Below are 24,138 nucleotides of genomic sequence, written 5' to 3'. Positions count from 1 at the left end.
ATGGGAGAGGCTTTTGGCGTTTTCCCCTGTCGCTCATCACGCAGTTGTTTTACCCATTTCGTCATCGTAGAAAAACTGACGTCCATGGCTTTTGCTGCTTGCGCGGCGGTGTAATTTTGGTCGACAACCAGTTGAGCGGATTCGCGTTTGAATTCAGGAGTAAAATTTTTTCTTTTCATTGGTGCACCCGTGTTGTTTTGAGGTGAGCATATTACCTCTGTTCAGGTGGCCAAATTCAGTGTGCCACTACACCGGACAAGGCCATCACCAGACCGACCATCATGGGTCTAAGCAGGAGCACGGTGGGAACGTGGTAATGTTACAGGATAAATCCCAGCGCCAGCGAACACGCCAGCAGGATCAGTTATTGGAGAAAAACCGGCAAAGCTTTCATGAATGAAGGTCGTTTCAAAGCAGGCGTAGGTGGCCGTTTTAACGCATTGTGGCCGCGGAGGAAAAATATTCTGCCTCTGGAGCGGCGCCCTGACCGGCCGCCGTCTCCGCCTCCGCCACTCCCTACAACCAGTTTTTGCGCTTGAAATACAAATACGGCGCCAGCCCGGCCAAAATCATCAGCATAATGGCGCCCGGATAGCCGAAAGACCATCTGAGCTCGGGCATAAACTCAAAGTTCATACCATAACTGGAGGCAACCAAGGTCGGCGGCAGGAAAACCACCGAGACCACCGAGAATATCTTGATGATGCGGTTTTGCTCGATATTGATAAAGCCCATTGCCGCCTGCGTCAGGAAGTTCACCTTCTGGAACAACGATTCGTTATGGGGCAGCAACGACTCGATATCGCGCAGCACTTCCCGCGCCTGCTCCAGCTGCCCCGACGGCAGCCGCGCCTTGCGCACCAGAAAGTTCAGTGCCCGCTGGGTATCCATCAGGCACAGCCTGACTTTCCAACCCACGTCCTCAAGCCCGGCGAGCGTGGAGAGCGCGTTATCATACTCATCGCCCTGATGGCCATCCATGATGACCAGGCTCAGCGCTTCCAGATCGCTATAGATATTTTCAATTTCATCCGCCAATTGCTCGATTTTCGTCTCGAACAAATCCAGCAGCAGCTCATAGGCGTTGCCGTCAATCAGCGTCTGGCTGCGGGTTCGCATCCGGTACAGGCGAAACGCCGGCAGTTCACGCTCGCGCAGGGTGTAAAGTCGACCGTCGCGGATAGTAAATGCCACGGTGGCGTTACCGGCGTGATCTTCAGCGTCGGCATAAAAGAAGAAGGAGTGGATATGCAGCCCGTCCTCGTCCTCGAAAAAGCGGGCGGACGCTTCGATGTCCTCTAGCTCCAGACGCGTCGCCAGGCTCTGCCCCAACTCGTGCTGCACCCGTTTGCGCTCGTCATCACCGGGCTCGATGAGATCCACCCATACCGCTTCAGGTAGGGAGCCCTGCTCATCAGCGTCAAGACGCGATAAACGATGGTTTTCCAGTTGAAATGCGTTAAGCATACGCCCTCGTTTCCTTCACGATAACCAACGGGAAACGCATTAGATCACAGAAATACGGGGTGAGGTGTCACCGTCGAGTTTCAGACCGTCAAAGATCCGACTCTGCGCGACATTCATTGAAGGTCGCTGACAACCACTGAGGCGGCCAGCGCTGGAGGCAGCCTTAGTGGTTGTACCTGATAAACAGATTATCGAGCCAGTATCTACTGGGGGTGTCCAAGGCGTAATCCTTTCCTAATAGCCTAATAGCCTAATAGCCTAATAGCCTAATAGCCTAATAGCCTAATAGCCTAATAGCCTAATAGCCTAATAGCCTAATAGCCTAATAGTAGTGTGCGCATGTTACGCCGAGAAGAAAAAGGCTGTCAATACGTGAGAAAAACCGTTTGGCCAGTTTCTGTACAATAGCGCGGCGCGTGGCGGGTCAAACGGGTTCCAGGCGAGCGTAAGCCGCCACCAGCCATTTGATGCCCTGGCCTTGAAACGCAATTTGCAGACGGCTATGTTCGCCGCTGCCTTCCAGGTTGACAACCGTACCCTCGCCAAATTTCGGATGGCGAACCCGCTGGCCAAGGGTGAAACCGCTATCGCTTTTGCTTAACGGCGCACCGATGCGCTGCTGGCTAGCTGGCTGGGTCACGCTGGCGCGCAGCCGCACTTCTTCCACGCACGCCGGCGGCAGTTCGCCGACAAAGCGCGACGGCTGGTGGTAAGCCTCTTTACCGTACAGCCGGCGGGTCTCCGCATAGGTAATGGTAAGCTTGTCCATCGCGCGGGTGACGCCGACATACGCCAAACGGCGCTCTTCTTCCAGGCGCACGCCTTCGTCCAGCGACATCTGGCTAGGGAACATGCCCTCTTCCATACCGACGATGAACACCTGGGGGAATTCCAGCCCTTTGGCGGAATGCAGCGTCATTAATTGCACCGCGTTTTGATAGGCGTCGGCCTGGCCCTCGCCGGCCTCCAGGGCGGCGTGAGACAAGAACGCCTGCAGCGGCAGCAAATCCTGATCTTCATCATTGTAGCTGAACTGGCGGGTAGCGGTGACCAGCTCTTCCAGGTTCTCGATACGCGCCTGGCACTTTTCCCCTTTTTCCTGCTCGTACATGCGCCACAGGCCGGAGTTTTTGATCACCCGATCGGTTTGCACATGCAACGGCAGCTTCGCCGTCTCTGCCGCCAGCGCATCAATCAGCTCTAAAAACCGCTGCAGCGCGGCGGCGGCGCGACCAGCCAGCACGCGCTCCGCGAGCAGCGCCCGGCTCGACTGCCACAGCGTCAGCTGCCGGTCGCGGGCGGTCTGACGCATGACATCCAGGGTGCGATCGCCGAGGCCGCGCGTCGGCGTATTGACGACCCGCTCATAGGCGGCGTCGTCGTTGCGGTTGGCGATAAGCCGCAAATAGGCCAGCGCATCCTTGATTTCCTGACGCTCGAAGAAGCGCATACCCCCATAAATCCGGTAAGGCAACCCCGTTTGCAGCAGCGCCTCTTCCAGTACGCGCGACTGGGCGTTGCTGCGATACAAAATGGCGCAGTCCTTGAGCGCCCCGCCCTGCTCCTGGCTTACCTTGATGCGGTTTACCACAAAGCGCGCCTCATCTAGTTCGTTAAAGGCGCAGTAAAGGGTAATCGGCTCGCCTTCGGCGCCGTCGGTCCACAGATTTTTGCCCAGCCGGCCGCCGTTGTGGGCGATAAGAGCGTTGGCCGCCTGCAGGATATTGCTGGTGGAGCGGTAATTTTGCTCCAACCGAATGGTTTGCGCGCCGGGGAAATCGTCCAGGAAGCGCTGGATGTTTTCTACCTGCGCCCCGCGCCAGCCGTAGATCGACTGGTCATCGTCGGCGACGATAATCACATTGCCGTCATCGCCGGCCAGCATGCGGATCCAGGCATATTGGATTTGGTTGGTATCCTGGAATTCGTCCACCAGGATATTGGTAAAACGTTCGCGGTAGTGGCGCAGAATATGCGACTTGTTCAGCCACAGCTCGTGGGCGCGCAGCAGCAGCTCAGCAAAATCCACCAGCCCGGCGCGGTCGCACGCTTCCTGATAGGCCTGATAGATGCGTTGCCAGGTCGCCTCGACCGGATTGCCGTAACTCTCCACATGCTGCGGACGCAGTCCCTCGTCTTTTTTGCCGCCGATATACCACATCGCCTGGCGCGGCGGCCACTGTTTCTCATCCAGATTCATGGCGCGGATAAGGCGTTTTAACAAGCGCAGTTGATCTTCACTATCGAGGATCTGAAAATCCTGCGGCAGGTTGGCATCCTGATGGTGGGCGCGCAAGAGGCGATGGGCCAGCCCATGGAAGGTACCGATCCACATGCCGCCCTGGCTGGTGCCCACCAGATATTCGATGCGGTGACGCATCTCCGCCGCTGCCTTGTTGGTAAAAGTGACCGCCATTACCGAATAAGACGAGCAATTTTCCACCGACAGCAGCCAGGCGATACGGTGCACCAGCACCCGCGTTTTGCCGCTGCCGGCGCCGGCCAGCACCAGCAAATTACCGCGCGGCGCCGCCACGGCTTCCCGTTGCTTGTCGTTCAAGCTGTTGAGCAAATCAGAAACGTCCATAGGTGGCCTTTAACATGCGATGAGGAACGCCGCCCGGCGGCGAAACACTGGTATTTATGGGTCTTTCCCGATCATGGTGGGAGACTCAGAACGCCATGTTCAGCTTTCCGTAGTGGAACAGCACACCCAGCTTGAACCGTTCTTTATTCCTGAAGCTCCGTGACTTAATCCTGAGCAGGCGTATTTTACTGTTTAGCGACTCCGCACTGCCGTTTGACACTCGGTTTTTCATCGCATTCAGGATGTCGTAAAGGGGCTTTGCCACCATCCTGCCAACACTGACCATCAGCGGTATTCCGCTGTTCTTTGCCATTATCATCCATTCCTGCCACAGCTTTCGGCTATGGCTGTCGTAGCAGCGGTGCCACAGGTCGAGGGCAAGTTCTTTCATGACCCAGCACTGACTGGTTTGGGGTAACACCAAGCGTGCAACTTCCAACCTGTCGGACCTGCGTCCATGCCGGTTCTGTTTACCGTAAAACCACAGATAGCGCGAGCGATGAGCCCCTTTCCTGTCTGACGATGGGATGCGTTTCATTTCAGCCATACGTGTTTTATCAACAACGGTGCAGAGCGTTTTTGCCACATGGAAGTGGTCGAAGGCGATTTTATCCACAGCCTTGGGAAGATGGATCCGGGCCGCGCTGATATAGGCCATGTTCATGTCCATCGACAGCGGTTTTATCTCGTCCAGTTGGCAATCGCTCAGGCAGCGCAGATAGCTGGCGAGACTCTCCATACCACGGTCATCTGTCAGTTTCAGAGCCCGGCCTTGACGGTCAGAGATAACGGTGACGTACTGATGGCCTTTTTTGAAGGCCACTTCATCCACGCAGAAGTGGCGAGCTGATAAAGGTTTTTTTATCCGGGCAAGACCCCGTTTAACGGCGCGCATCATGATGCCGTCCACGGCATTCCAGCTTAGCTTAAGCTGCTTCTTGACGGCATCTACCGTGCTGATTTTAAGCCATGAGAGGACAAAGAACTTGAACAACAGCGTGTACCGGCTTCCAGGGCCAGCCCAGGGAACGGGGAGTGTCTGGCAACCGTGTTCAGGGCAATCAATGCGAGGAACATCCGCCTCAACCAGTGTCGTGAACTGGCAGGTATCGAAATGACGCCATTTACGATGTCGATGGTCATATATGGGGCAGGATTTACCCCAGGTCGGACAGGTTAAAGGCGTATGCTCAGCGATACCGACGGTGACCGTCACAGAACCGGCATTTTTATCGAGGGAGAGAGAATTAACCTGCCACGGCGCGGACAGGTTAAGAATGTGGGCATAGAGGGACTTTTCGTCCATGGCTGGCACCTCAGAGTATCAAGATTGCCATTATAATGCCCCGATCCACCACAAGAGGGGAAGACCCTCATTTTATACAAAGTTAGCGTTGATTATAACAAGGCTGTCAGGGATGTCAACCGCGAAATTTCCAGATGCGGCAACAGACGCGCATCGGCGGCGGCGGCGAAATTACCGCCGCGATCGTTGATCCAGCAGGCCTGCATCCCGTAGCGGATGGCGCCGGTGACATCCGCTTCCAGATCGTCGCCCACGTGCAAAATGGTCTCGGGCGGCGCCTTCAGCCGCGTTGCCGCCAGATGGTACATATCCTGCCAGGGCTTGGCGCGGCCGTCCGGGCCGGCGCGCAGAATGTGGCTGAAATAGCCCGCCAGCCCGCAGGCCTCGGGTGACGCATTGCCGTTGGTGATCGCCACCAACGGCCAGCGAGCGCCAAGAGCCGCCAACGTTTCGTGCGTATCTGCCGGGACATCAATCTGACTGCGCCAGCGCAAGACGACCTCCATGGCGGCATCGGCGCCGGCGCGCGCGTCGTGCTCGCTGAGCCCCGCGTTACGCATCGCCAATTCGATCGAGCGCCAGCGCCAATGGCTCACATCGTGATAGATTTCCGGCTCGCGCAGACGCAGCTCACGGCGCAAACGCTGATAATCTTTTTGCCCCAAATCGCGCAGCGCAGGATGGTAATGCTGCAGAAACCGCACCGACTCAAATTCGGTGCGGGCGATCACTGGCCGGTTATCGTACAGGGTATCATCGAGATCAAAGGTTAACGCGCGCAGCGGTCGCAAAGGACGATAGAAATGCATCAGGTTTTTTCCCGTTTGGCTCGTGGGTGCGCGGCATCATACACCGATGCCAAATGCTGAAAATCGAGGTGGGTGTAAATCTGGGTGGTGCTGAGGTTGGCGTGGCCAAGCAGCTCCTGCACCGCGCGCAAGCAAGTTGTCGCTTGACTCCAGCATATGGGTGGCGAAGAAGTAACGCAGCTTATGGGGATGGATATGGCTGTTTACCCCTTGCTTCACACCCCATTCGCCGAAGCGTTTTTGTACGTTACGCGCGGAAATGCGACGTCCGCTGTTGGCGATAAACACCGCATCATCCTTGGGCGCGTAACGGTCATGTAGCGCTGACCAGCGCGTCAGCCAGGTGACGGCGGTGGCGCCGACGGGCAATTTACGCTCTTTGTTGCCCTTACCCACCACCCGCACTTCGCCGCCGCCGAGATCCATATCCGCGCAATTCAAGCCGACCAGCTCCGCCAAATGCAGGCCCGCGCCATACATCACTTCAAGCATCGCGCGGTCGCGCAGGGCTAGCGGGTCGCGGGGATCGATATCCAGCAGGTGGTCAACTTCATCCACATCCATGTTTTTTGGCAAATGCCGTCCGTGGCGCGGCGCGGATACGCCGCGTGCCGGGTTTGCGCCCAGCGCGTCGGTGTTCACCAGCCAGTCGAGAAAGCTGCGTAGCGCAGAGAGCCGCAGCGCCAAACTGGCGGACTGTAGCCCCTGGCGCTTGCTTCGCGCGGCCAGCGCCCGCACCTGGCTTACCTCCAGCTGGCGCCATTCCGTCAGCCCCATTTCATCAAACAGGACGATAACGATATACAGCTGCTGCTGATAGCTTTCCCGCGTTTTGACGCTCACTTGCTGCTCCACCCGCAGATAATGCAGGAAAGCGTCGACCTGCGGCAGCAGCGGAGAGCTGGTGCCGGTCATGCCCGGCTGACCCAACGTTCCAGCAGCCCCGGTAACAGTACGGCCAACTGGCTGTAATAACACCTTGCCCATCCCGTCCTGGAAATGCTGGCTGTAGCGGCTGGTAAACATCAGCACGCCTAGGACGCCGTCATCCCCCAGCTGCGACATGGCGACGGAGGCGACCTGCTGCACCTGAGGCAGAGGCAGCAGTTCCGGACCATTAAGCTTGCCCAGATAATGGTTGCCCTGGCCGAGGCGCTGGATCCGCAGCGGCTCAAACGCGCTGCGCGCTAGCGCCAAATGGGTGAATCCGGACGGCGCGCCCAACTGCCATTGGTCGCTGAACAGACGCACATGCGCGCCCGCGAGTCCTAGTCCGCGCGCCCAGCGCTGCAGGCGATTAAGCAGTTCCTGCAAACTCCCTGCCGCCACCAGATCGGACTGCAACCGCAGTAACCGATGGAACAGCGGCTTGTTGGTGCTCGCGTGTTCCATGAGGCGGGTAATATCGTCTTCCAACTGCTGAATATGAGCACGCTGACGTCCCAGTTGCCATTCCAGCAGCGACACACAGCCGCGCACCGGATGCGGCACCACCATCTGCTTTATGACCCGGGCATTGCAGATAAAGAAATCCGGGTGCGTGAGCAGATATTGCACCACCTGTTCGTCATCCAGCGTTTGCGCGCTGTCCGCCTGTTCGCCGACTTGCTTCATAAATGAATAAATCCGTCATAGATATGGGTGGCCGGCCCGGTCATGTACAGCGGATGACCCGGTCCGCGCCAGCTGATGGCGAGTCGGCCGCCGGTGAGTTCCACCTGTACCTGTTCCGCCAGCTGACCCTGCGAGATCCCCACCGCGACCGCGGCACAGGCGCCGCTGCCGCAGGCTTGGGTTTCCCCCGCGCCGCGTTCGTAGACCCGCAGGCGGATATGCCCGCGGTTCAACACCTGCATAAAACCGATATTAGCCCGTTCCGGAAAACGCTCGTGGCTCTCCAATACCGGTCCAAGCGTCGCGACCGGGGCGTTGTCTACGCTGTTTACGGCGATCACGCAGTGCGGGTTGCCCATGGACACCACGCCGCCGAGCACCGTCTGCTCCGCCGCACGCATAATATAGGTTTTTTCAACCCTGGCCGCGCGAAACGGCACCTGCTGCGGGTCGAAATTTGGCTCGCCCATATTGACGCGTACCGAATCGTCTTCAGTGACGGTCAATACCATATGCCTCGTTTGGGTACTGACATGGATATCACGTTTGTTGGTCAAATTCTTCATGCGCACAAAACGGGCAAAACAGCGGGCGCCGTTGCCGCATTGCGCTACTTCGCTACCGTCGACGTTAAAAATACGATAATGGAAATCCAGTTCCGGATCATAGGGTGGTTCCACTACCAGCAATTGATCAAACCCTACGCCGCAATGCCGGTCCGACAGGTGGCGGATCATTTCGGGTGAGAAATAAACATTTTGCGTCACGGCATCCACGACCATAAAGTCGTTACCCAGGCCGTGCATTTTGGAGAACTGCATATCCCACTCCGCTGAGTAGCCGATAATGCAGCATAGCGCGTCTGCCGGCAGGAAGCGACTGCGTCGCGATTACGGCTGTTCGGTCCCGATGGCGGTGCTGCTGCCGTCATCCCCGGGCGAGGCGGTCTCTGCACCGGGGACTGGGTCAAGGACGGCGTGGTCGTCAGTTGATGCTTCTGTTCGCTTTTATCCGCTTTATCCGCCGGTGGAAAATAAAGGGAGTTTTTCAGGCCACAGCCGTAAAGTCCCAGCAGCATCAACCCCAACGCCATGCGGCACAATTCGCTTTTCATTTCACCCATTACCTATTGTTCATCCGTCTCAGCTTCCTATCATCGCAGTTGGCATCTGAAAAGCAACAGTAATTGTCGTTGGCAAGCGACGCGGCGGGCGGGAAATGGCGGGCGCAGGGACAGCGCGCCCCGCCGGCGAATTAGCTGCTGCGCGCGTTTTGCGCCAGCGGCGGCGCGCCATTGTCAAATGGCGCGGCGCATAAATGGGACAGCACGCTGCTGCAGAACGGCACGACCTGGATGCGGCCGTCCAGATTCATGATCTGGTAGAACTGCGGCAAATTGAAATTAATGAAACTGGAGCCGTAGGTGAAGCGGTCGTGGGAAGAGGAGTAGAACCGGCTGACGTCGCGCACCAGTTCCTCTTTGCTGCCTTCGCAATGATGATAGGCTTCCACCCGATTGATTTCATCGAGAATATAAATATTGAAACCGCTGTCGTCGGTGGTGTCCTCAAAAAAGAACTGGATGATGCCTTCGCTGGCGAATCCGTCCACCACCGGCGGCAGATGGACCTGCTCGGTCTCCATCTGGATGGACAGCCCGTGCAGCTTATTGTTAGATATCGCGCCGTAGAACTCCACCGCGTCTTCCAGCTTCTGCACCGAAACGCTCAGGCGCTCGAAAAACAGCCCCCAGGTCTGTCCCGCCACGCGCACCGCCTTGAACCGCGCCGGATCCTGGCGGGTACTGGAGAGGCGCAGCTTGATACATTCGGAAACCAGCTGCTGCACCCGGGTGCAGACAAGCCCGCGCAAATGCTGGCTGTGACAGAACACCTCCACCGTATCCGGCGGCGCGGCATCCTGATGCATTTTGCCGAGAATGGTTTTTAGCGCTTCCAGCACGGCCTGCTCGCCGCTGAAATGCAGGGTGCGCACTTCATTCCACGAGTTGCGGTAAAGCAAATCAATGCTGCCCACCAGACACTGCTGCTGCTGGCCGAAGCTGAACACATCCAGTTTGCGGAAGTCGAAATGCACCACCTGATTACGGAATACCGCGGTGGGATCGTGCTCAAGATTGACGATAATCGCCAGATGACGGATTTCGCACGGGCTGTAGAGCGCCTTGGGCGTCGGCGCCGGCACCCGCAGCGGGAAGTGGCCGGCCACATCGGCGATAAGCTCATTCAGCTTGGCGCTATCGCAGGTGTCGCTGCCCTTGATATGCACCTGGGTCGACCGGGTCAACAGCCCGTTAAACCAGGCCCAGGCCACTAGTTTATTGAGATAGCGGTTATATTCCAGCGGCTGATGGCTGATGATAGAATCCATCGACGGCGACTGATTGTATAAATACCAGCCGGTACGGTTGGCGCGGCCCTGCGGCACATGGATGAACGTCAGATGCGGTTCCGACAGATCCGGCGAGATCTGCGGATTGAGCAAAGTCACTTTACCGGGCAGCGCCTCGAAGGCCGCATACAACTTGCGGGTCAGCACGCCGATATCCTGCGGGCTGGCGCTGACGCTTAAGTTGTTGCGGCGGGCAAACCGGATCAGATTACGATAACTCTGCATCATGGCGTCCAGCAGCTCATTGTGCGCTTCGCGCACCTGCGCAATCTTCCAGTTGGCGCGCTCGTCGAGCATCTTCAGCCGCGCGTCATCCCAGCCCCAGCTCGTCACCAGCTGTGTCAGGATCTCCTGCCGCCAGGGCGTGCCCGCCGGATCCTGTGACAGTTTTTCGCACACCTTCAGATAGAAGCAGCGACGCACCATATCCAGCCGCGTCATATCGTTTATCTGCGTCAGATAGTAGGTCACCCGCTCCAGCATCATGCAATAGGGGTCGAGGCCGAAGGAAACGATTTCGCCGTCATGCAACCGCTGTTTGATTTTCATCGCCAGCAGTTCGGTGTGGGGATATTCCCAGGAGTAGGCTTCCAGCAGCAGCGTTTTTAGCACCGCCTTGTAAGGAGAATTGATGCTTTTATACAGCTGCCACAGGCTGGCGCCGAAGTATTCTTCCGCGGACAGGGTGCCGAGGCCCCCCAAATCCAGCCACTCGTTGGGCGTCAGCGCGCCGCGGGCGTACAGCGACAGAACATACTCGTCGTAGTGCGCTTCTTCGTCGCCGGGCACCATATTCCACAGGATACGCTTACCGCCCATGCGCACGGCGGTGCGATAGAATTCATCCAGCAGTAGGATGTGCTGGGTAGAGCCGCAGTCCTCATCGCCGAGGTTGCCGCTTTCATTATGGCGAAAACGGTTTTCATCGATCAGGAAGAAATTGACGTCCACGCCCCGGCGGTTCGCCCACTGCTCAAGCAGATGACATTTACACTGCAGTTGAGCGCGTTCTTCGTTGTCCAGCCAGGACTGATGACACACCCAGATGTCGAGATCGGAGCTGGCGTTTTGGCCGATGGAAGAGGTACTGCCCATGGAGTAAACGCCGGTGATCGGCTGCGCGCCGCTGTCCGGCGCCGCTACCGCCGCGCCGGCCTGACGGCCGATGTCGTCGAGCCAGGCGCGCTGGGTCTCATCGGGGGAATAAAAACAGATGCCGTGGGGCACGGTGCCGTCCAGGTAACCCGGAAGCATCGGATGATGAAAATGTAGTAAGGTTGGCAGCAGACTGTATACGTGTTGAAAATCCGGCCCCATGGCCGCCAACGCGCGATCCACCCGTAGTTGGTTAATCGCGTCCAGTCTCTGTTTCAAGGTCTCGATGTAGAAGTACAAGACGTCTCGCCTGATTATCCCGGTGTCAGAAGAACCCGTTTCTCCACCCGACCGGCGTAGTGAGTTGTAGAGTTATTGGCCGGTAAATGCTGGAAACGTGATCAATCTAACACCCTGATGATTGACCGTAAAGAAAGTTAAGCCACCCAGTGAGTATAGCACTTTCCCCAACGGCAACTTGTTATTCCTTTTTTCCTCTTTATCGCCTCGTTTCCCCGCCGCCAAAAACTGACAGTGCTTCACTATCGGTGTTAGGATGGTGGGTGAATGATAAAATCGGTAATGTCTATGCAAGACAACCTTCTCAGAATCGCCACCCGGCAAAGTCCCTTGGCGCTTTGGCAGGCGGGGTACGTGCGCGATGAATTGTTGGGCCATCATCCGCATCTGCAGGTCGAGCTAGTGCCACTGGTGACCCGCGGTGACATCATCCTTGACACGCCGCTGGCAAAAGTCGGCGGAAAAAAATTATTTATCAAGGAATTGGAACGGGCGCTTCTGGAGCATCGCGCCGATATCGCCGTCCATTCGATGAAGGATGTCACGGTGTCATTCCCCGCCGGCCTGGGGCTTTGCGTGCTATGCGAGCGCGACGACCCGCGTGATGCCTTCGTCAGTCCGCGTTACGTCAATCTTGACGCTCTGCCGCCGGGCACGATTGTGGGCACCTCAAGCCTGCGCCGGCAATGCCAGTTGCGCGAGCGGCGTCCCGATGTTGTCGTGCACGATTTACGCGGCAATGTCGGCACCCGCCTGGCGAAACTCGATCGGGGCGACTTTGATGCGGTCATTCTAGCGGTGGCCGGCCTGAAACGGTTAGGTCTGGAGGATCGCATCCGCCACGCTATCGATCCGGCAGACTCGCTGCCGGCGGTGGGCCAAGGGGCGGTTGGCATTGAATGCCGGCTGGACGATGCCCGTACGCTGGCGCTGCTGGCGCCGCTGCATCACCGGGAAACCGCCTTGCGCGTCGGCGCCGAACGCGCCATGAACGCCCGCCTGCAGGGGGGATGTCAGGTGCCTATCGGCAGTTATGCCGTGCTTGACGGCGAGGAGATATGGCTGCGCGCGCTGGTGGGATCGTCTGACGGCACCACCGTCATCCGCAGCGAAGGGCGCGCGCCGCTGGCGCAGGCGGAACAGCTTGGCCTGCGTCTGGCGGATGATTTGCTGGATCGCGGCGCCCGCGCCATCCTGGCCGACGTTTATCAGGATAATCCCCCGCAATGAGCATCCTCGTCACCCGCCCATCGCCCGCGGGTGAACAGCTGGTGAACAGGCTGCGCGCGCGCGGCAAACCCGCCTGGCATCTGCCGCTTATCGAATTTACGCCGGGCAACGATCTGCCGCAACTCGCCCAGCGCCTCGCCGATTTAAATGCGGGGGATTTGCTGTTTATCGTCTCCCAACATGCAATTAACTACGCCCATCTCTGGCTGACGCAACAAGGCGTCGCCTGGCCTACCGGACTACAGTATTTTGCCGTAGGCCGCACTACTGGCCTGCGCCTGCACGGTCTCTGCGGGCTGCCGGTCAGCTATCCCGATGAGGGGGAAACCAGCGAGGATTTGCTGCGCCTACCGGCGCTTGCGCGTATCGATGGCAAGCGCGCGCTGATCTTACGCGGTAACGGCGGGCGGGAAGTGCTGGCGCAAACGTTGCGCCAGCGCGGCGTGCACACCACTTATTGCGAGTGCTACCGCCGCCGCCCTATCCACTACGACGGCGAAGAGCAGTGCCGGCGGATGCAGACGCTGGGCATCAACACACTGGTAATTACCAGCGGCGAAATGTTACAACAATTCTATACTTTAATGCCTGAATACTATCGTCACGCCTGGCTGACGCACTGCCGGCTGATAGTCATCAGCGAACGGTTAGCCATACTTGCCCGCCAATTGGACTGGACGGATATCGTCGTAGCAAACGCGGCAGACAACGATGCTTTGATGCGCGTATTGCTCTAAATTTAATCATGGGACAGGCCACAACATGACGGAACACACTACTCCAACGATCCCGCAGGATGACGCGACCAGGAAGGGAAGACTGATAGCCCGCATGCTTCGACCCCGCTCTCCGGCGATGCCGGGCCTTGGCCGGCCGCCTCCACACGCGCCGCGGGGCGGAAAACTTCGCCGGCCGGTAATGGCAAACCGGGCAAGACGGCCGGCGGACGCCGTCCGCTCGCGTTGATAGTGGTGCTGCTGGCGCTGATCATTGCGCTATTATTAGCGCTGGGCGTCTATATCGCCGCGCGCCAGCAGCACCAGCAGGAGGCCGCCCGTGCGCAGTTGCAAGAGGGGTTTGATGCAACTCAGTCAGGCCCAGCAGACGCAACGCCAACAATACCAGGACGCGCTGGGCACCCAAGGGCGGGCGCTCGACGCGGCACGAGCGCAGCAAGATGCGCAGGGTCGCGAGCTGGAAGATTTGCAAAATAAATTGACGGCGATTACCGGGAGCAACGCCAATACCTGGCTGCTGTCGCAGGCGGATTTTCTGGTAAAAATGGCCGGGCGTAAATTATGGAGCGACCGGGATGTCGTTACCGCCGGCGCACTGCTGAAAAGCGCTGACGCCAGCCTGGCGCAAATGAACGATCCCAGCCTGACCGAAGCACGACCCGCGATCACCTAAGATATCGGCACACGTTGGCCGGCGTCAGCCAGGTTGACTTCGACGGCATTATTCTCAAGCTCAATCAGTTAACCAATCAGTTAACCAATCAGTTAACCAATCAGTTAACCAATCAGATAAATAACCTGCGTCTGGCGGATAACAACAGCGATGAAGCGTCCATGGATAGCGACAGCGGTGAATTGTCGGGGTCAATTTAGGAGTGGCGGCAGAACATTAGCAAAAGCTGGCACAACTTCATGAACGAATTTATTACCGTGCGCCGCCGCGACACCGGCGCCAAGCCGCTACTGGCGCCGAATCAAGATGTCTACCTGCGAGAAAATATCCGCGCCCGGCTACTGGTTGCAGCCCAGGCGGTGCCGCGCCATCAAAATGAAATCTACCAGCAGTCGCTGGATTCGGTCTCCACCTAGGTGCGCGCTTACTTCGACACCGACGACGCCAATACCCGCGTCTTCCTGAGCCAGCTCGATGCGTTGAGTCAGGAGGATATCACCATGAACCCTGCCGGACAGCCTGCAAAGCCAGCCGCTGCTGGATATGGATAAGCTGATGCAGACCCGGGTGCGCAACCTGCTGGCCCAGCCAGCGGGGACCGCCGCACAGGGAGAGTAAGCGATGCTCAAGGTCTTATTGCTGTTCGTCCTGCTGTTCGCGGGCGTTGTGCTCGGTCCGCTGGTCGCCGGTCATCAGGATTATGTGCTGATTCAGACCGACGATTATAATATTGAGACCAGCGTTACCGGTCTGGTGATTATTCTCATTCTGGCGTTTATCGTCCTCTTTATCATCGAATGGGACATCCGCCGACTGTTTCGGACCGGCGCGCGTACCCACCGCTGGTTCCACGGCCGCAAAAATCATCGCGCCCGCAAGCATACCCGGGCGGCACTGATGAAGCTGGCCGAAGGAGATTATCGCCAGGTGGAAAAACTGTTGGCGCGCAATGCCGATCACGCCGACCAGCCGGTGGTCAACTACCTCCTGGCGGCGGAGGCCGCGCAGCAGCGTGGGGACGATTTGCGCTCCAATCAATATTTGGCGCGCGCTACGGAAGTGGTGGACAACGATCAGTTGCCGGTGGATATTACCCGGGTGCGTATTCAGCTGGCACGTCATAAGGATCATGCTGCGCGCCACGGCATCGACCGGTTGTTGGAGACCGCGCCGCGCCATCCGGAGGTGCTGCATTTGGCGGAACAGGCGTTTATCCGTACCCGTGCTTAGCAATCGCTGCTGGATATTCTGCCGGCGATGCGTAAAGTGCAGGTTTATAACGAAGAGACGTTGAACCGCCTGCAGTATCAGGCTTTCAACAGGCTGATGGATTAGATTATGGAAGATCAGGGCAGCGAGGGGTTAAACCGCTGGTGGCGCGAGCAGAGCCGGAAGGTGTGCAACGACGTCCCACTGCAAGTGGCGCTGGCCGAACATCTTATCGAATGCAACGATCACGGCACCGCACAGAGTGTAGTGGCACACTGAATTTGGCCACCTGAACAGAGGTGATATGGTCACCTCAGAACAACACGAGTGCACCAATGAAAAGAAGAAATTTTAGTCCTGAATTCAAACGCGAATCCGCTTAACTGGTTGTCGACCAAAATTACACCGCCGCGCCAGCAGCAAAAGCCATGGACGTCAGCCATTTCTACGATGACGAAATGGGTAAAACAACTGCGTGATAAGCGACAGGGGAAAACGCCAAAAGCTTCTCCCATAACCCCGGAACAAATCGAAATACGTGAGCTCAAGAAGAAGGTATAACGCATTGAAATGGAAAACGAAATATTAAAAAAGGCTACAGCGCTCTTGATGTCGGACTCCCTGAACAGTTCTTGTTAATCGGGAAACTCAGAGCGCATTATCCTGTGGCCACACTTTGCCACGTGTTCAGGGTTCATCGCAGCAGTTACAAATACTGGTGGAAAAGTCGTCCTGACAGGTCAGACGGCAGGCGAACAGTATTGCGCAGTCAGGTTCATGAACTGCACAGTATCAGCCATGGTGCCGCTGGCGCGAGAAGTATCGCCACCGTGGCAACCCAGAGAGGCTTCCGGATGGGGCGCTGGCTCGCAGGCAGGCTCATGAAAGAGCTGGGGCTGGTTAGTTGTCAGCAGCCGACGCACAGCAGGTATAAGCGTGGCGGTCAGGAGCATGTTGCGATCCCGAATTATTTTGAGCGCCAGTTCGCTGTAACGAAGCCAAACCAGGACGGCCGCCATTGTTGCCCGCCATGAATCATGCATTCTCCCCTGTTGACTGCACTAGCGGTCATAGCATTCACCGCTAAATCAAATCGCATTCCCCGTGATGCACCAAAAACCGTAGAGAATCGACATAGCGTCATGACTAAGTAATCTTTGTAGGCCTGCGCGATAGCTTCGCCTTTGATTTTGGTTTCTGAGTAATAATCGACCGGATTTAATCTTGATTCTTCGGTAAAAATATCATCACCATAACCGTACACGCTATAGCTGGAGGCAAAGACGATGTTTTTGACATTTCCTCTGGCGGCCTCATTAAAGATTTGTCTAGTGGCAACGACATTCACTTCATGACAAATATTTTTATCAAAGGAACATGCCGGATTGCCTACAACCCCAGCCAAATGAACTATTTTATCAATAGTGCCGATCGCTTTGCGAAGATGCGCTGTGATTTGTATATCTCCTGTTTGCATCTCGAAACGATTCAATCCATAAAAGGGCCGTAATCCTGACAGACCAAATGTCCCATTATCTAAAACGCGGACAAAGTCCCCCTGAGAAACTAGCAGCCCCACTAAATGGGTACCGATGTAGCCAGCTTCACCTGTCACAAGAATCCTTTCCATACCCGTTTCCACTATTTATTAAATGACAAATCCTATTTTCGTTCGATGAAATATTTATTTCATTACCAACAACATTAATGTTAATTATATGATGCGATTGCATTGCATATTGCCGTCAAGTAAGGAAATAATAAAAATACTCATATTGTTTTTATAGCTATAGCATGTCATATTTAACTAAATATGTAATGTGCTTCTTGCTTTTGGTTAAGCAATGACCTTTTTTGTAATTCTATGTCTCTATTTTCAAAGATCAGTAAATCTCAGGCCTTATTTACTTATTTACTTATTTACTTATTTCATTACTGCTATAAAGCATTAATTTAAGTTGGAGATTAGTAAGGCTAAAGGAGCTAATACATTTACCTCAAAAGTTAATAATAAACAAACCTTCTTTTTGCTGACGTATTGCCATCACGCTAAAAGCGCAGTGGATGTGCGATCTTGTTTTACTCGAAAAAAAGGGGACTTTTTTAAAGAAAAGCGAGTGATAAGCGCTATAGCGGGACTCATCTCTGTCACAGCGGGTGTATTGGGGCCGCTGCGGGTCTTGGTCATCACACATCAAGCGGGACAAACCGTCGCAAAACGCCCCTGATCCAAGGGGTAGCCAACGCCTTATCGGCAAAGGTGAATTAAGCATTAGCATCAGAGGATGTGAACCAAAAAAAATAGCAAGTTATCATGACTTGCTGTTTCTAGTTGAAAACTTGTCTGGATATTGTTTAACAAGCTTTTTGGGGAATATGGTCGGCGAGAGAGGATTTGAACCTCCGACTTACTGGTCCCAAACCAGTTGCGCTACCAAGCTGCGCTACTCGCCGAGATGATACGCTGCGCATGCCACCGTGAGCATGCGCATACCGGAGGCAGACAGACAGGTGATACTGGCAAATTAAGGATGTGGTGCGAAGAGAGGAACTTGAACCCTCACGTCTGTTAAGACATTAACACCTGAAGCTAGCGCGTCTACCAATTTCGTCACCTTTGTATGCCTACTACACCTTCGTATGCCCACTAATAGTGGGGTGACTGATGGGACTCGAACCCACGACAACCGGAATCACAATCCAGGGCTCTACCAACTGAGCTACAATCACCATTACTGATTACTATCGCAACGCGGCATTAGACTTACCGCGGCTCTGCACACAAATGTGATGGTGCGCCCGACAGGATTCGAACCTGAGACCTTTGCCTTCGGAGGGCAGCGCTCTATCCAGCTGAGCTACGGGCGCGTAGCTCCGTTGCGGGTGGGGATAGTACGGATTTACGCGCCGGCTGTCTAGTGATTTTTCAAAGAAATGATGCGTTTGATTACCCTTTGCTCACTTACGTCGGCGGCGCGCCTTTTCCTTCCACTCGCTACAGGCGTCCGCTGATATGATAGCCCAGATAACGTAAAAGTTTAAGCTGACGCTGCAGGCGTGACGGCTGGCGGAATAGACGGTGAAGCCACTCCAGACCAAGATCCTGCCATACCTTGGGCGTGCGCTTGACGTGACCGGTAAACACGTCATAGGTGCCGCCCACGCCCATGTACAGCGCCGCAGGATGCTCCCGCCGGATTGGTGCCATCAGCTGCTCCTGACGCGGCGACCCCATGGCAACGGTGACAATGGCGGCCCCGCTGACACGGATGCGTTCTACCAGAGCCGGCTGTGCGTCGACGCTAAAATAACCATCCTGCCGGCTGACAATGTTGACATTCCAGCGTGCGCACAGTTGCGCTTCGGTCTGCATAAGCACCACCGGGCGCCCGCCGACCAAAAACACCGGACCCCCTCCCTGCCGGCGCGGGCCATTAAATCTTCCCATAAATCCGCCCCTGCAATACGGCTTACCTCGGCATGGCGATATTTACAGCGGATCGAACGCACGATGCTGATACCATCGGCATATTTGTATTCCGCCTCGTCGAGCAACTTTTTCAACGCCGCATCCCGCTCGGCGTTGAGCACTTTCTCGGCGTTAATCGCCAGCAGCGTGCCGGTTTTAAGCCGTCCGCCTGCAAACAGATAATCGATGAAGTCAGCCCGACAGCGAAATCCCCACAGGGACAGGCCGCGGATTTGATAGTGGGGTACCCCGTCGTTATTATGCATTCTCTTTTTCCCATAGGGGTAATCGGTTACGGCATAGCGTTGTAGCCGTTTAATCTGGCGGTGCGCAGCCGAATGAATCCCGCATGTCAGAATAACAGGAACAAAAGTTTGGCCACGAGCAGGCATAGCCCGAATATCAGACAGAAAAACACCACTCCTAATACAAACGCATCCACACCTTCACGCGCCAATACAATCATATTGAATACTGCAGCAAAGCAAAACGATTGCAGCAACGAAGCGCGATAGGGATCCCCCGCCGCTTTGCCGCGTTCATAGAGCGTATCGAACCCCTTAATAACAAGCCCGACCACGACAGCGCCCAGCGGGATAAAACCTACCCTGCCCATCATTACGAGCGAGCCGATAAGCGTGGGTGGTATCGCCAATCCTGAATGATTGTTCAGCACTTCCCAGGTGAAGTAATTCGCCGTATTGAGCGCCAATGATGGCCTGTCAGGCCACCGCCAGCCGGGAATAAAGACGTAAAAATCACGCACGATGGGCGCCAACCCTTGAATATCAATGTGGCCATAGTTTTGCAGCAGCAGCGCCAGATTTTCCCATGGCGAAAAAGTATCACGTGTTAAATAGAGAAATGTATAAAACGCCTCATCGCCGCTGACATTCAAACCATAGCGTTTCAGCGCCAGCCAGAACATGTCCCCGATCGCCACCACACCGGCGCCCGCCAGCATCCACAGCGTGATCTAGCGGCGTTGAATACCGATAAACAAAAACAATGCGAAGGCAATGATGATATTGGCGCGGGTGGCCGCCCACCACGAGATAGGTGAAAATACTGAAGGCGACCGTGGTGATGAGGAATATTATCCAGCGGCGCCGGGTCAGCGGCAGGAAGTAAATCAGCAGAATGGCGGGGATGAAAAAATAAAAGAAGCGCTTTAACGCAACGCCGGAGACATCGCTTGAGAAGATCTGGCTATAGGCGCGCAGCCGGAACAGCAGGAAACCGTTCTGCATGAAGAAGATCAAAACCGTTGCTACGGCGATGAGCGCCAGCAGCAGCCATAGCAAATGAATTTCGGTACGGCTGATGCTGAACCAGGGCGGCCGCGGGCCGCGTGGACGAGCGAAAAGACGGGTTTTGTAGCTGATATAATAGATGCCGTAGAAGGCGGTCGCCGCCAATAATGCCTCAAGCAGGTTGTCCACCGGGACCACCTCGACGCCGTAGCGAAACATCAGCAGGCAGGTAAAAGGGAAGCCGAGATAAAACGTCAACAGGTATAACAGGGAGAAAAAGACATTGAAATTAAACCTGACCCGCCGAAACTCCCGGTAGGTCAGCGCCGCCACCAACGTGAGTAATAATATATAGACCACCAGCAGCGTCAGCGGCCGATTGACCGCCTTATCAGGCGTTGCCCGCGCGATATCTGTGGCCAGCCGGGTGGGAAAGTAGAGCAGCGAAGCCGGCACCGACGGATGACGCTGGCGGTAACAGGCCAGGTCGCCGCGGGCCGTGAACACATGGCCAACCCGTCCCTGAGCGCGCCGGCGCAGCAGATAGAACCACCGGTGGCGCAGACGGCGTGAATCTTCGTACAGATCTACGCCCCATGCGTGCTAACTCATGGCGCGCCGGGAGTATTTTGCCCGTCAGCATCGCCAGCCAGAGCGATGGGATTGAATTGACCGTGCAGAAAATAGCGTTCGTCCGGCGCCGCGGCGGCGCAGCGCTTTAATCAATGCCCGTTTGCTGTCGAAACGTTCTATATCCAGCTGGTTAAAGTTGGAGAATGGCGCGCCGTCCCGGGCAACCACCATAAAACGCCGGGTCTGCGCCGGCGGGCAAATTGCCGCCAGCCTATCGTTAAAGAAACGCAGCACCGTCACATTATGATGCGGGATATCGGATCCCAGCAGATGGGTCAAATTACTCATTTTTTCCTAAGATAGAGTAAGAACACACCGCCGCACGGCGCGAAATAGACGATATAGGTGGCCATATAGGCCTGGGTCGCGCCCAGCGCGCCTTGCCGCGGAATAAGCCAGTGGGAAAATCCGGTCAACAGGACAAACTGGGTGATTTCAGCCAATAAATAGATCCGCAGCGCCGCCTGGGCCAGCACCAGATAGCCAAAAACATAGGCGCCCACTTTAAGGACATCCCCCACCAGTTGCCAGGCAAATAAACCGCTCATCGCGCTGAATTTGGCGGAAAACAAAATCCGTATCGCCACATCGCACAGCAGCCAAAGCGCCAGACTGACCGCCTCCACCGCTGCCCACCCCTCGCTGCGCGCCAGTAAATTCCGCATCATCACATAGGCCACCGGCAGCGTGACCGCGGTAATGAGCGCCATGACGGTGAACTTGCTCAGCAAGGCGGCATAGCCGTTGTCCCAGGCGGGCAACAGGAACGACAGCGGCAGTTGACGCCGGTAGCACAACATGAACAGTACCGGCAGCAGCGCCATCGCCGGCAGCAGCGCCAATCCGGCTAACTCCCCGCATAACCGCCCAGGCGATAGCAGGCGAAGAAGGCCACGACGCCGAGCAGACTGCCGGCGCCGGGACAACACACGCCCAGCACCCTGATTAACTGGCGGTAGTTCCCCGCCTGCCCCACGCCGTCGAGGCCAAAGGCCACCGCCAACACCTTTACTACCAGCAGGCCGGCGCCGATTTTAATCAGCGTGACCAGCCTGTCCAGCGATGCCGGCAGTGCATGGACATTCGGCTCCACCGCCAGCGTCTGGCCGCGATGTCCGCGGGCAAATCAGCTGCGTCACGTGCAGCGTGGGGCTTTCGCGCAAATCGTCAATGTCGGGTTTGAACGCCAGCCCGAAGCAGGCGATAATCACATCGCTACTGCCGCGCCCGCTGTCGTTGAGGCAATCCGCCACCGCCGCCTTTACTTTTTCCACCACCCAATCGGGCTTATCATCATTATCATTATTATTAACCCGGCGGGCGGTGCGGATAAGCCGCGCCTGCGCCGGGTTCTACGCCACAATGAACCAGAGATCCACCGCGATACAATATGGCCGCCGACGCCCGGCCCCGGCTGCAAGATATTGAGCCGCGGATGGCGATTGGCCAGCGCTATCAGTTCCCAGACATTAATCTGCTGTTCCGCACAGAGCACCGACAGTTTATTAGCGAAGACAATATTGACATCGCGGAAGCTGTTTTTGGTCAGTTTACACATTCCGGCGGTACGGGCATGGGTTACGACGCACTCCCCTTCCAGGAAAATGCGATACGGCTCGGCGGCGCGTGCCGACCAGCGCGGCGTCATACCGCCAATCACCCGGTCATTTTTGATCAGTTCCACCATCACCTTGCCGGGCAACACCCGCTCCGGGCAATAAACGATATTGATATCTGCCGCTTCGCCCACCTGATGTGGGAAGGTCAGATCGGGACGTACGCCGGCTAGCCAGCCGGCCATCTGTTCGGTTGTCCCCACCGGCGAGGTGGATTCGAGGATCACCAGACAGCCCGGCGTTAACACCGGCGCTAACGCTAACGCCGCCGCCTGCATATAGCTGAGATCGGGTTGATGATCGCCTTTAAAAGGGGTTGCTACGGTAATAAGGAACGCGTCCGCCAGCTGCGGCTGGCTTACCGCCCGCAGCAGCCCCTCGCGCACGGCTTTGGTTACGACCCGGTCCAAATCGGGTTCGATGATGTGAATCGCGCCGCGGTTAATAGTATCCACCGCGTGCTGATTGGTGTCTACCCCTATTACCCGCTTGCGGCGCGAGGCAAACGCCGCGGCGGTGGGCAGACCGATGTACCCCAGTCCAATTACGGAAATTGTGTCAAAACTCGTGGATTCACCTGCTATCTTTTTTTAATATCGTGATAATCCGCTCACGGGCGTGGCCTGTCGCCGTAAAAGTTATGTACCCGGCTCATCCGTTGATACGCCTGGGCATCATTCAGCAGCTGCGATACCGCCTGATGAATCGCCTGCTCGTCCGTCCCTACCAGCCGCACGGTGCCGGCCGCCACCGCCTCTGGTCGCTCGGTGGCATCACGCGTCACCAGCACCGGTTTTCCCAGAGAAAACGCTTCTTCCTGGATCCCGCCGGAATCAGTCAGAATAATCGTGGCGCGATCCATTAAATACACGAACGGCAAATAGTCTTGCGGATCAATTAATTTTATATTGGCGATGCCGCTAGGCATACGGTTAACCGGTTCGCTGACGTTAGGATTGAGGTGCACCGGATAGACCACCTGTACGTCGGGATGATCGAGCGCAATGCGTGCCAGGCCGGCGCAAATGCGCTTGAAACCCTCACCAAAACTCTCGCGGTGGTGGCCGGTAACCAAAATCATCTTCTGCACGCCATCGAAAAATGTGTAACGTCGCTCCAGACTAGCGCGCAGTGCCGCGTCGCTCATGACACGAGCGCGCACCCAGAACAGCGCATCGATAACCGTATTGCCGGTCACAGCAATTCGTGCCGCCGGCAGTCCCTCCGCCAGCAAATTGGCGCGCGCGTTTTCGGTAGGCGCAAAATACCAGCGGGCCAGGTGGCCGGTCAATTTGCGATTCGCCTCTTCCGGCCACGGGGAAAGCAGATTGCCGGTGCGCAGGCCCGCTTCTACATGCCCCACGGGAATATGCTGGTAAAACGCCGCCAGCCTGGCGGCCAAGGTCGTGGTGGTATCGCCATGTACCAGCACGACATCCGGGCGGAAATCTTTCAATACCGGCCGCATACCGGTCAGAATACGGTTGGTTATCTCACTCAAGCTCTGTGCCGGGCGCATGATATCCAGATCTTAATCAGGCACGATCGCAAACAGGCGCAACACTTGATCCAGCATCGCGAGATGCTGGGCCGTCACGCAGACGCGGGTTTCAAAGGTCGTATCATTGGCCAGAGCCAGAACCAGCGGCGCCATCTTGATGGCTTCCGGCCGTGTGCCAAAGACGATCAACACTTTCACAACAGTTCCCTTCATTCTGAGCAAAGCCG

The 24,138-nt window shown here is 56.5% G+C and carries 12 protein-coding genes, 3 tRNA genes and 11 pseudogenes; 7 read left to right on the top strand and 19 right to left on the bottom strand.

What is annotated here, in order from left to right; genetic code table 11:
• Positions 1 to 179: transposase (locus tag ACTBDU_RS06565; protein WP_438805931.1), on the bottom strand; the 179-nt coding region annotated here is incomplete at its 3' end.
• 59 nt (positions 180 to 238) lie between these two features.
• Here ACTBDU_RS06565 and ACTBDU_RS06560 point away from each other — a divergent pair.
• Positions 239 to 400, top strand: a complete 162-nt coding sequence (locus ACTBDU_RS06560; RefSeq protein ID WP_438805928.1) for a hypothetical protein — start codon at positions 239 to 241, stop codon at positions 398 to 400.
• Positions 401 to 516: 116 nt separating this feature from the next.
• On the opposite strand, the gene corA is transcribed toward ACTBDU_RS06560, so the two are convergent.
• The 8 genes and pseudogenes from corA to ACTBDU_RS06520 all read right to left on the bottom strand — a co-directional run bounded on the left by corA (position 517) and on the right by ACTBDU_RS06520 (position 11,590).
• Positions 517 to 1,467, bottom strand: coding sequence for a magnesium/cobalt transporter CorA (gene corA / locus ACTBDU_RS06555; RefSeq protein WP_438805927.1), 951 nt, complete (start codon positions 1,465 to 1,467; stop codon positions 517 to 519).
• Positions 1,468 to 1,891: 424 nt separating this feature from the next.
• Positions 1,892 to 4,054, bottom strand: a complete 2,163-nt coding sequence (uvrD, locus tag ACTBDU_RS06550) for a DNA helicase II (protein ID WP_438805926.1) — start codon at positions 4,052 to 4,054, stop codon at positions 1,892 to 1,894.
• 85 nt (positions 4,055 to 4,139) lie between these two features.
• Complete coding sequence (locus ACTBDU_RS06545; RefSeq protein WP_438805925.1) at positions 4,140 to 5,360, bottom strand: ISL3 family transposase; 1,221 nt, start codon at positions 5,358 to 5,360, stop codon at positions 4,140 to 4,142.
• Between the two features lie 92 nt (positions 5,361 to 5,452).
• Positions 5,453 to 6,169: a 5-amino-6-(5-phospho-D-ribitylamino)uracil phosphatase YigB gene (gene yigB, locus ACTBDU_RS06540; RefSeq protein ID WP_438805924.1), complete on the bottom strand. Its 717-nt coding sequence runs from the start codon at positions 6,167 to 6,169 to the stop codon at positions 5,453 to 5,455.
• Positions 6,169 to 7,084, bottom strand: a pseudogene (locus tag ACTBDU_RS06535) (tyrosine recombinase XerC). Before ACTBDU_RS06535 ends, yigB begins: the two are co-directional and overlap by 1 nt.
• Positions 7,085 to 7,174: 90 nt before the next feature.
• A pseudogene (locus ACTBDU_RS06530) lies at positions 7,175 to 7,783 on the bottom strand (DUF484 domain-containing protein); the annotation flags it as partial.
• Positions 7,780 to 8,604, bottom strand: coding sequence for a diaminopimelate epimerase (dapF, locus tag ACTBDU_RS06525; RefSeq protein ID WP_438805923.1), 825 nt, complete (start codon positions 8,602 to 8,604; stop codon positions 7,780 to 7,782). The gene dapF and the pseudogene ACTBDU_RS06530, both read right to left, overlap by 4 nt.
• Positions 8,605 to 9,037: 433 nt before the next feature.
• Positions 9,038 to 11,590 (bottom strand): class I adenylate cyclase, encoded by a 2,553-nt coding sequence (locus tag ACTBDU_RS06520; RefSeq protein WP_438805922.1) that lies wholly within the window; start codon positions 11,588 to 11,590, stop codon positions 9,038 to 9,040.
• A gap of 288 nt (positions 11,591 to 11,878) precedes the next feature.
• Between ACTBDU_RS06520 and hemC the strand changes: the two genes are divergently transcribed.
• From hemC to ACTBDU_RS06490, 6 genes and pseudogenes are all read left to right on the top strand, one after another.
• A complete protein-coding gene (hemC, locus tag ACTBDU_RS06515; protein ID WP_438805921.1) occupies positions 11,879 to 12,820 on the top strand; it encodes a hydroxymethylbilane synthase in 942 nt (313 codons plus the stop codon).
• Positions 12,817 to 13,557, top strand: coding sequence for a uroporphyrinogen-III synthase (gene hemD / locus ACTBDU_RS06510; protein ID WP_438805920.1), 741 nt, complete (start codon positions 12,817 to 12,819; stop codon positions 13,555 to 13,557). Before hemC ends, hemD begins: the two co-directional genes overlap by 4 nt.
• A 225-nt stretch (positions 13,558 to 13,782) precedes the next feature.
• Positions 13,783 to 14,848: pseudogene (locus tag ACTBDU_RS06505) on the top strand (uroporphyrinogen-III C-methyltransferase).
• A gap of 3 nt (positions 14,849 to 14,851) precedes the next feature.
• Positions 14,852 to 15,457 (top strand): annotated as a pseudogene (locus ACTBDU_RS06500) (heme biosynthesis HemY N-terminal domain-containing protein); the annotation flags it as partial.
• A 111-nt stretch (positions 15,458 to 15,568) separates the two neighbouring features.
• Positions 15,569 to 15,709 (top strand): annotated as a pseudogene (locus tag ACTBDU_RS06495) (protoheme IX biogenesis protein HemY); the annotation flags it as partial.
• Positions 15,710 to 15,822: 113 nt separating this feature from the next.
• Positions 15,823 to 16,446 (top strand): annotated as a pseudogene (locus ACTBDU_RS06490) (transposase); the annotation flags it as partial.
• Here the strand turns inward: ACTBDU_RS06490 and ACTBDU_RS06485 are convergent.
• The 10 genes and pseudogenes from ACTBDU_RS06485 to wecB form a co-directional block, all read right to left on the bottom strand.
• Positions 16,407 to 17,069, bottom strand: a complete 663-nt coding sequence (locus ACTBDU_RS06485; protein WP_438805919.1) for an NAD-dependent epimerase/dehydratase family protein — start codon at positions 17,067 to 17,069, stop codon at positions 16,407 to 16,409. The pseudogene ACTBDU_RS06490 and the gene ACTBDU_RS06485 overlap by 40 nt on opposite strands.
• A gap of 747 nt (positions 17,070 to 17,816) precedes the next feature.
• Positions 17,817 to 17,893: transfer RNA gene (locus ACTBDU_RS06480), tRNA-Pro, on the bottom strand.
• 200 nt (positions 17,894 to 18,093) lie between these two features.
• Positions 18,094 to 18,169, bottom strand: a tRNA-His gene (locus ACTBDU_RS06475).
• Positions 18,170 to 18,230: 61 nt separating this feature from the next.
• Positions 18,231 to 18,307, bottom strand: a tRNA-Arg gene (locus ACTBDU_RS06470).
• A gap of 127 nt (positions 18,308 to 18,434) precedes the next feature.
• Positions 18,435 to 19,174 (bottom strand): annotated as a pseudogene (gene wecG, locus ACTBDU_RS06465) (lipopolysaccharide N-acetylmannosaminouronosyltransferase).
• Positions 19,175 to 19,260: 86 nt separating this feature from the next.
• Positions 19,261 to 20,533, bottom strand: a pseudogene (gene wzyE, locus ACTBDU_RS06460) (ECA oligosaccharide polymerase).
• Positions 20,534 to 20,578: 45 nt separating this feature from the next.
• A pseudogene (locus ACTBDU_RS06455) lies at positions 20,579 to 21,082 on the bottom strand (TDP-N-acetylfucosamine:lipid II N-acetylfucosaminyltransferase); the annotation flags it as partial.
• Positions 21,079 to 21,636 carry a hypothetical protein gene (locus tag ACTBDU_RS06450; protein ID WP_438805918.1) on the bottom strand — a complete coding sequence of 186 codons (558 nt, stop codon included), beginning with the start codon at positions 21,634 to 21,636 and terminating at the stop codon, positions 21,079 to 21,081. The pseudogene ACTBDU_RS06455 and the gene ACTBDU_RS06450, both read right to left, overlap by 4 nt.
• A 152-nt stretch (positions 21,637 to 21,788) precedes the next feature.
• A pseudogene (gene wecC, locus ACTBDU_RS06445) lies at positions 21,789 to 22,994 on the bottom strand (UDP-N-acetyl-D-mannosamine dehydrogenase); the annotation flags it as partial.
• Positions 22,984 to 24,109 (bottom strand): annotated as a pseudogene (gene wecB, locus ACTBDU_RS06440) (non-hydrolyzing UDP-N-acetylglucosamine 2-epimerase). The pseudogenes wecB and wecC, both read right to left, overlap by 11 nt.
• Positions 24,110 to 24,138: the final 29 nt, after the last annotated feature.

The organism is Sodalis sp. (in: enterobacteria), assembly GCF_051710625.1.
Classification (GTDB): domain Bacteria; phylum Pseudomonadota; class Gammaproteobacteria; order Enterobacterales; family Enterobacteriaceae; genus JBPESN01.
The sequence above is the reverse complement of the archived record's forward strand: the minus strand, read 5'-3'. Positions and strand labels throughout refer to the sequence as shown.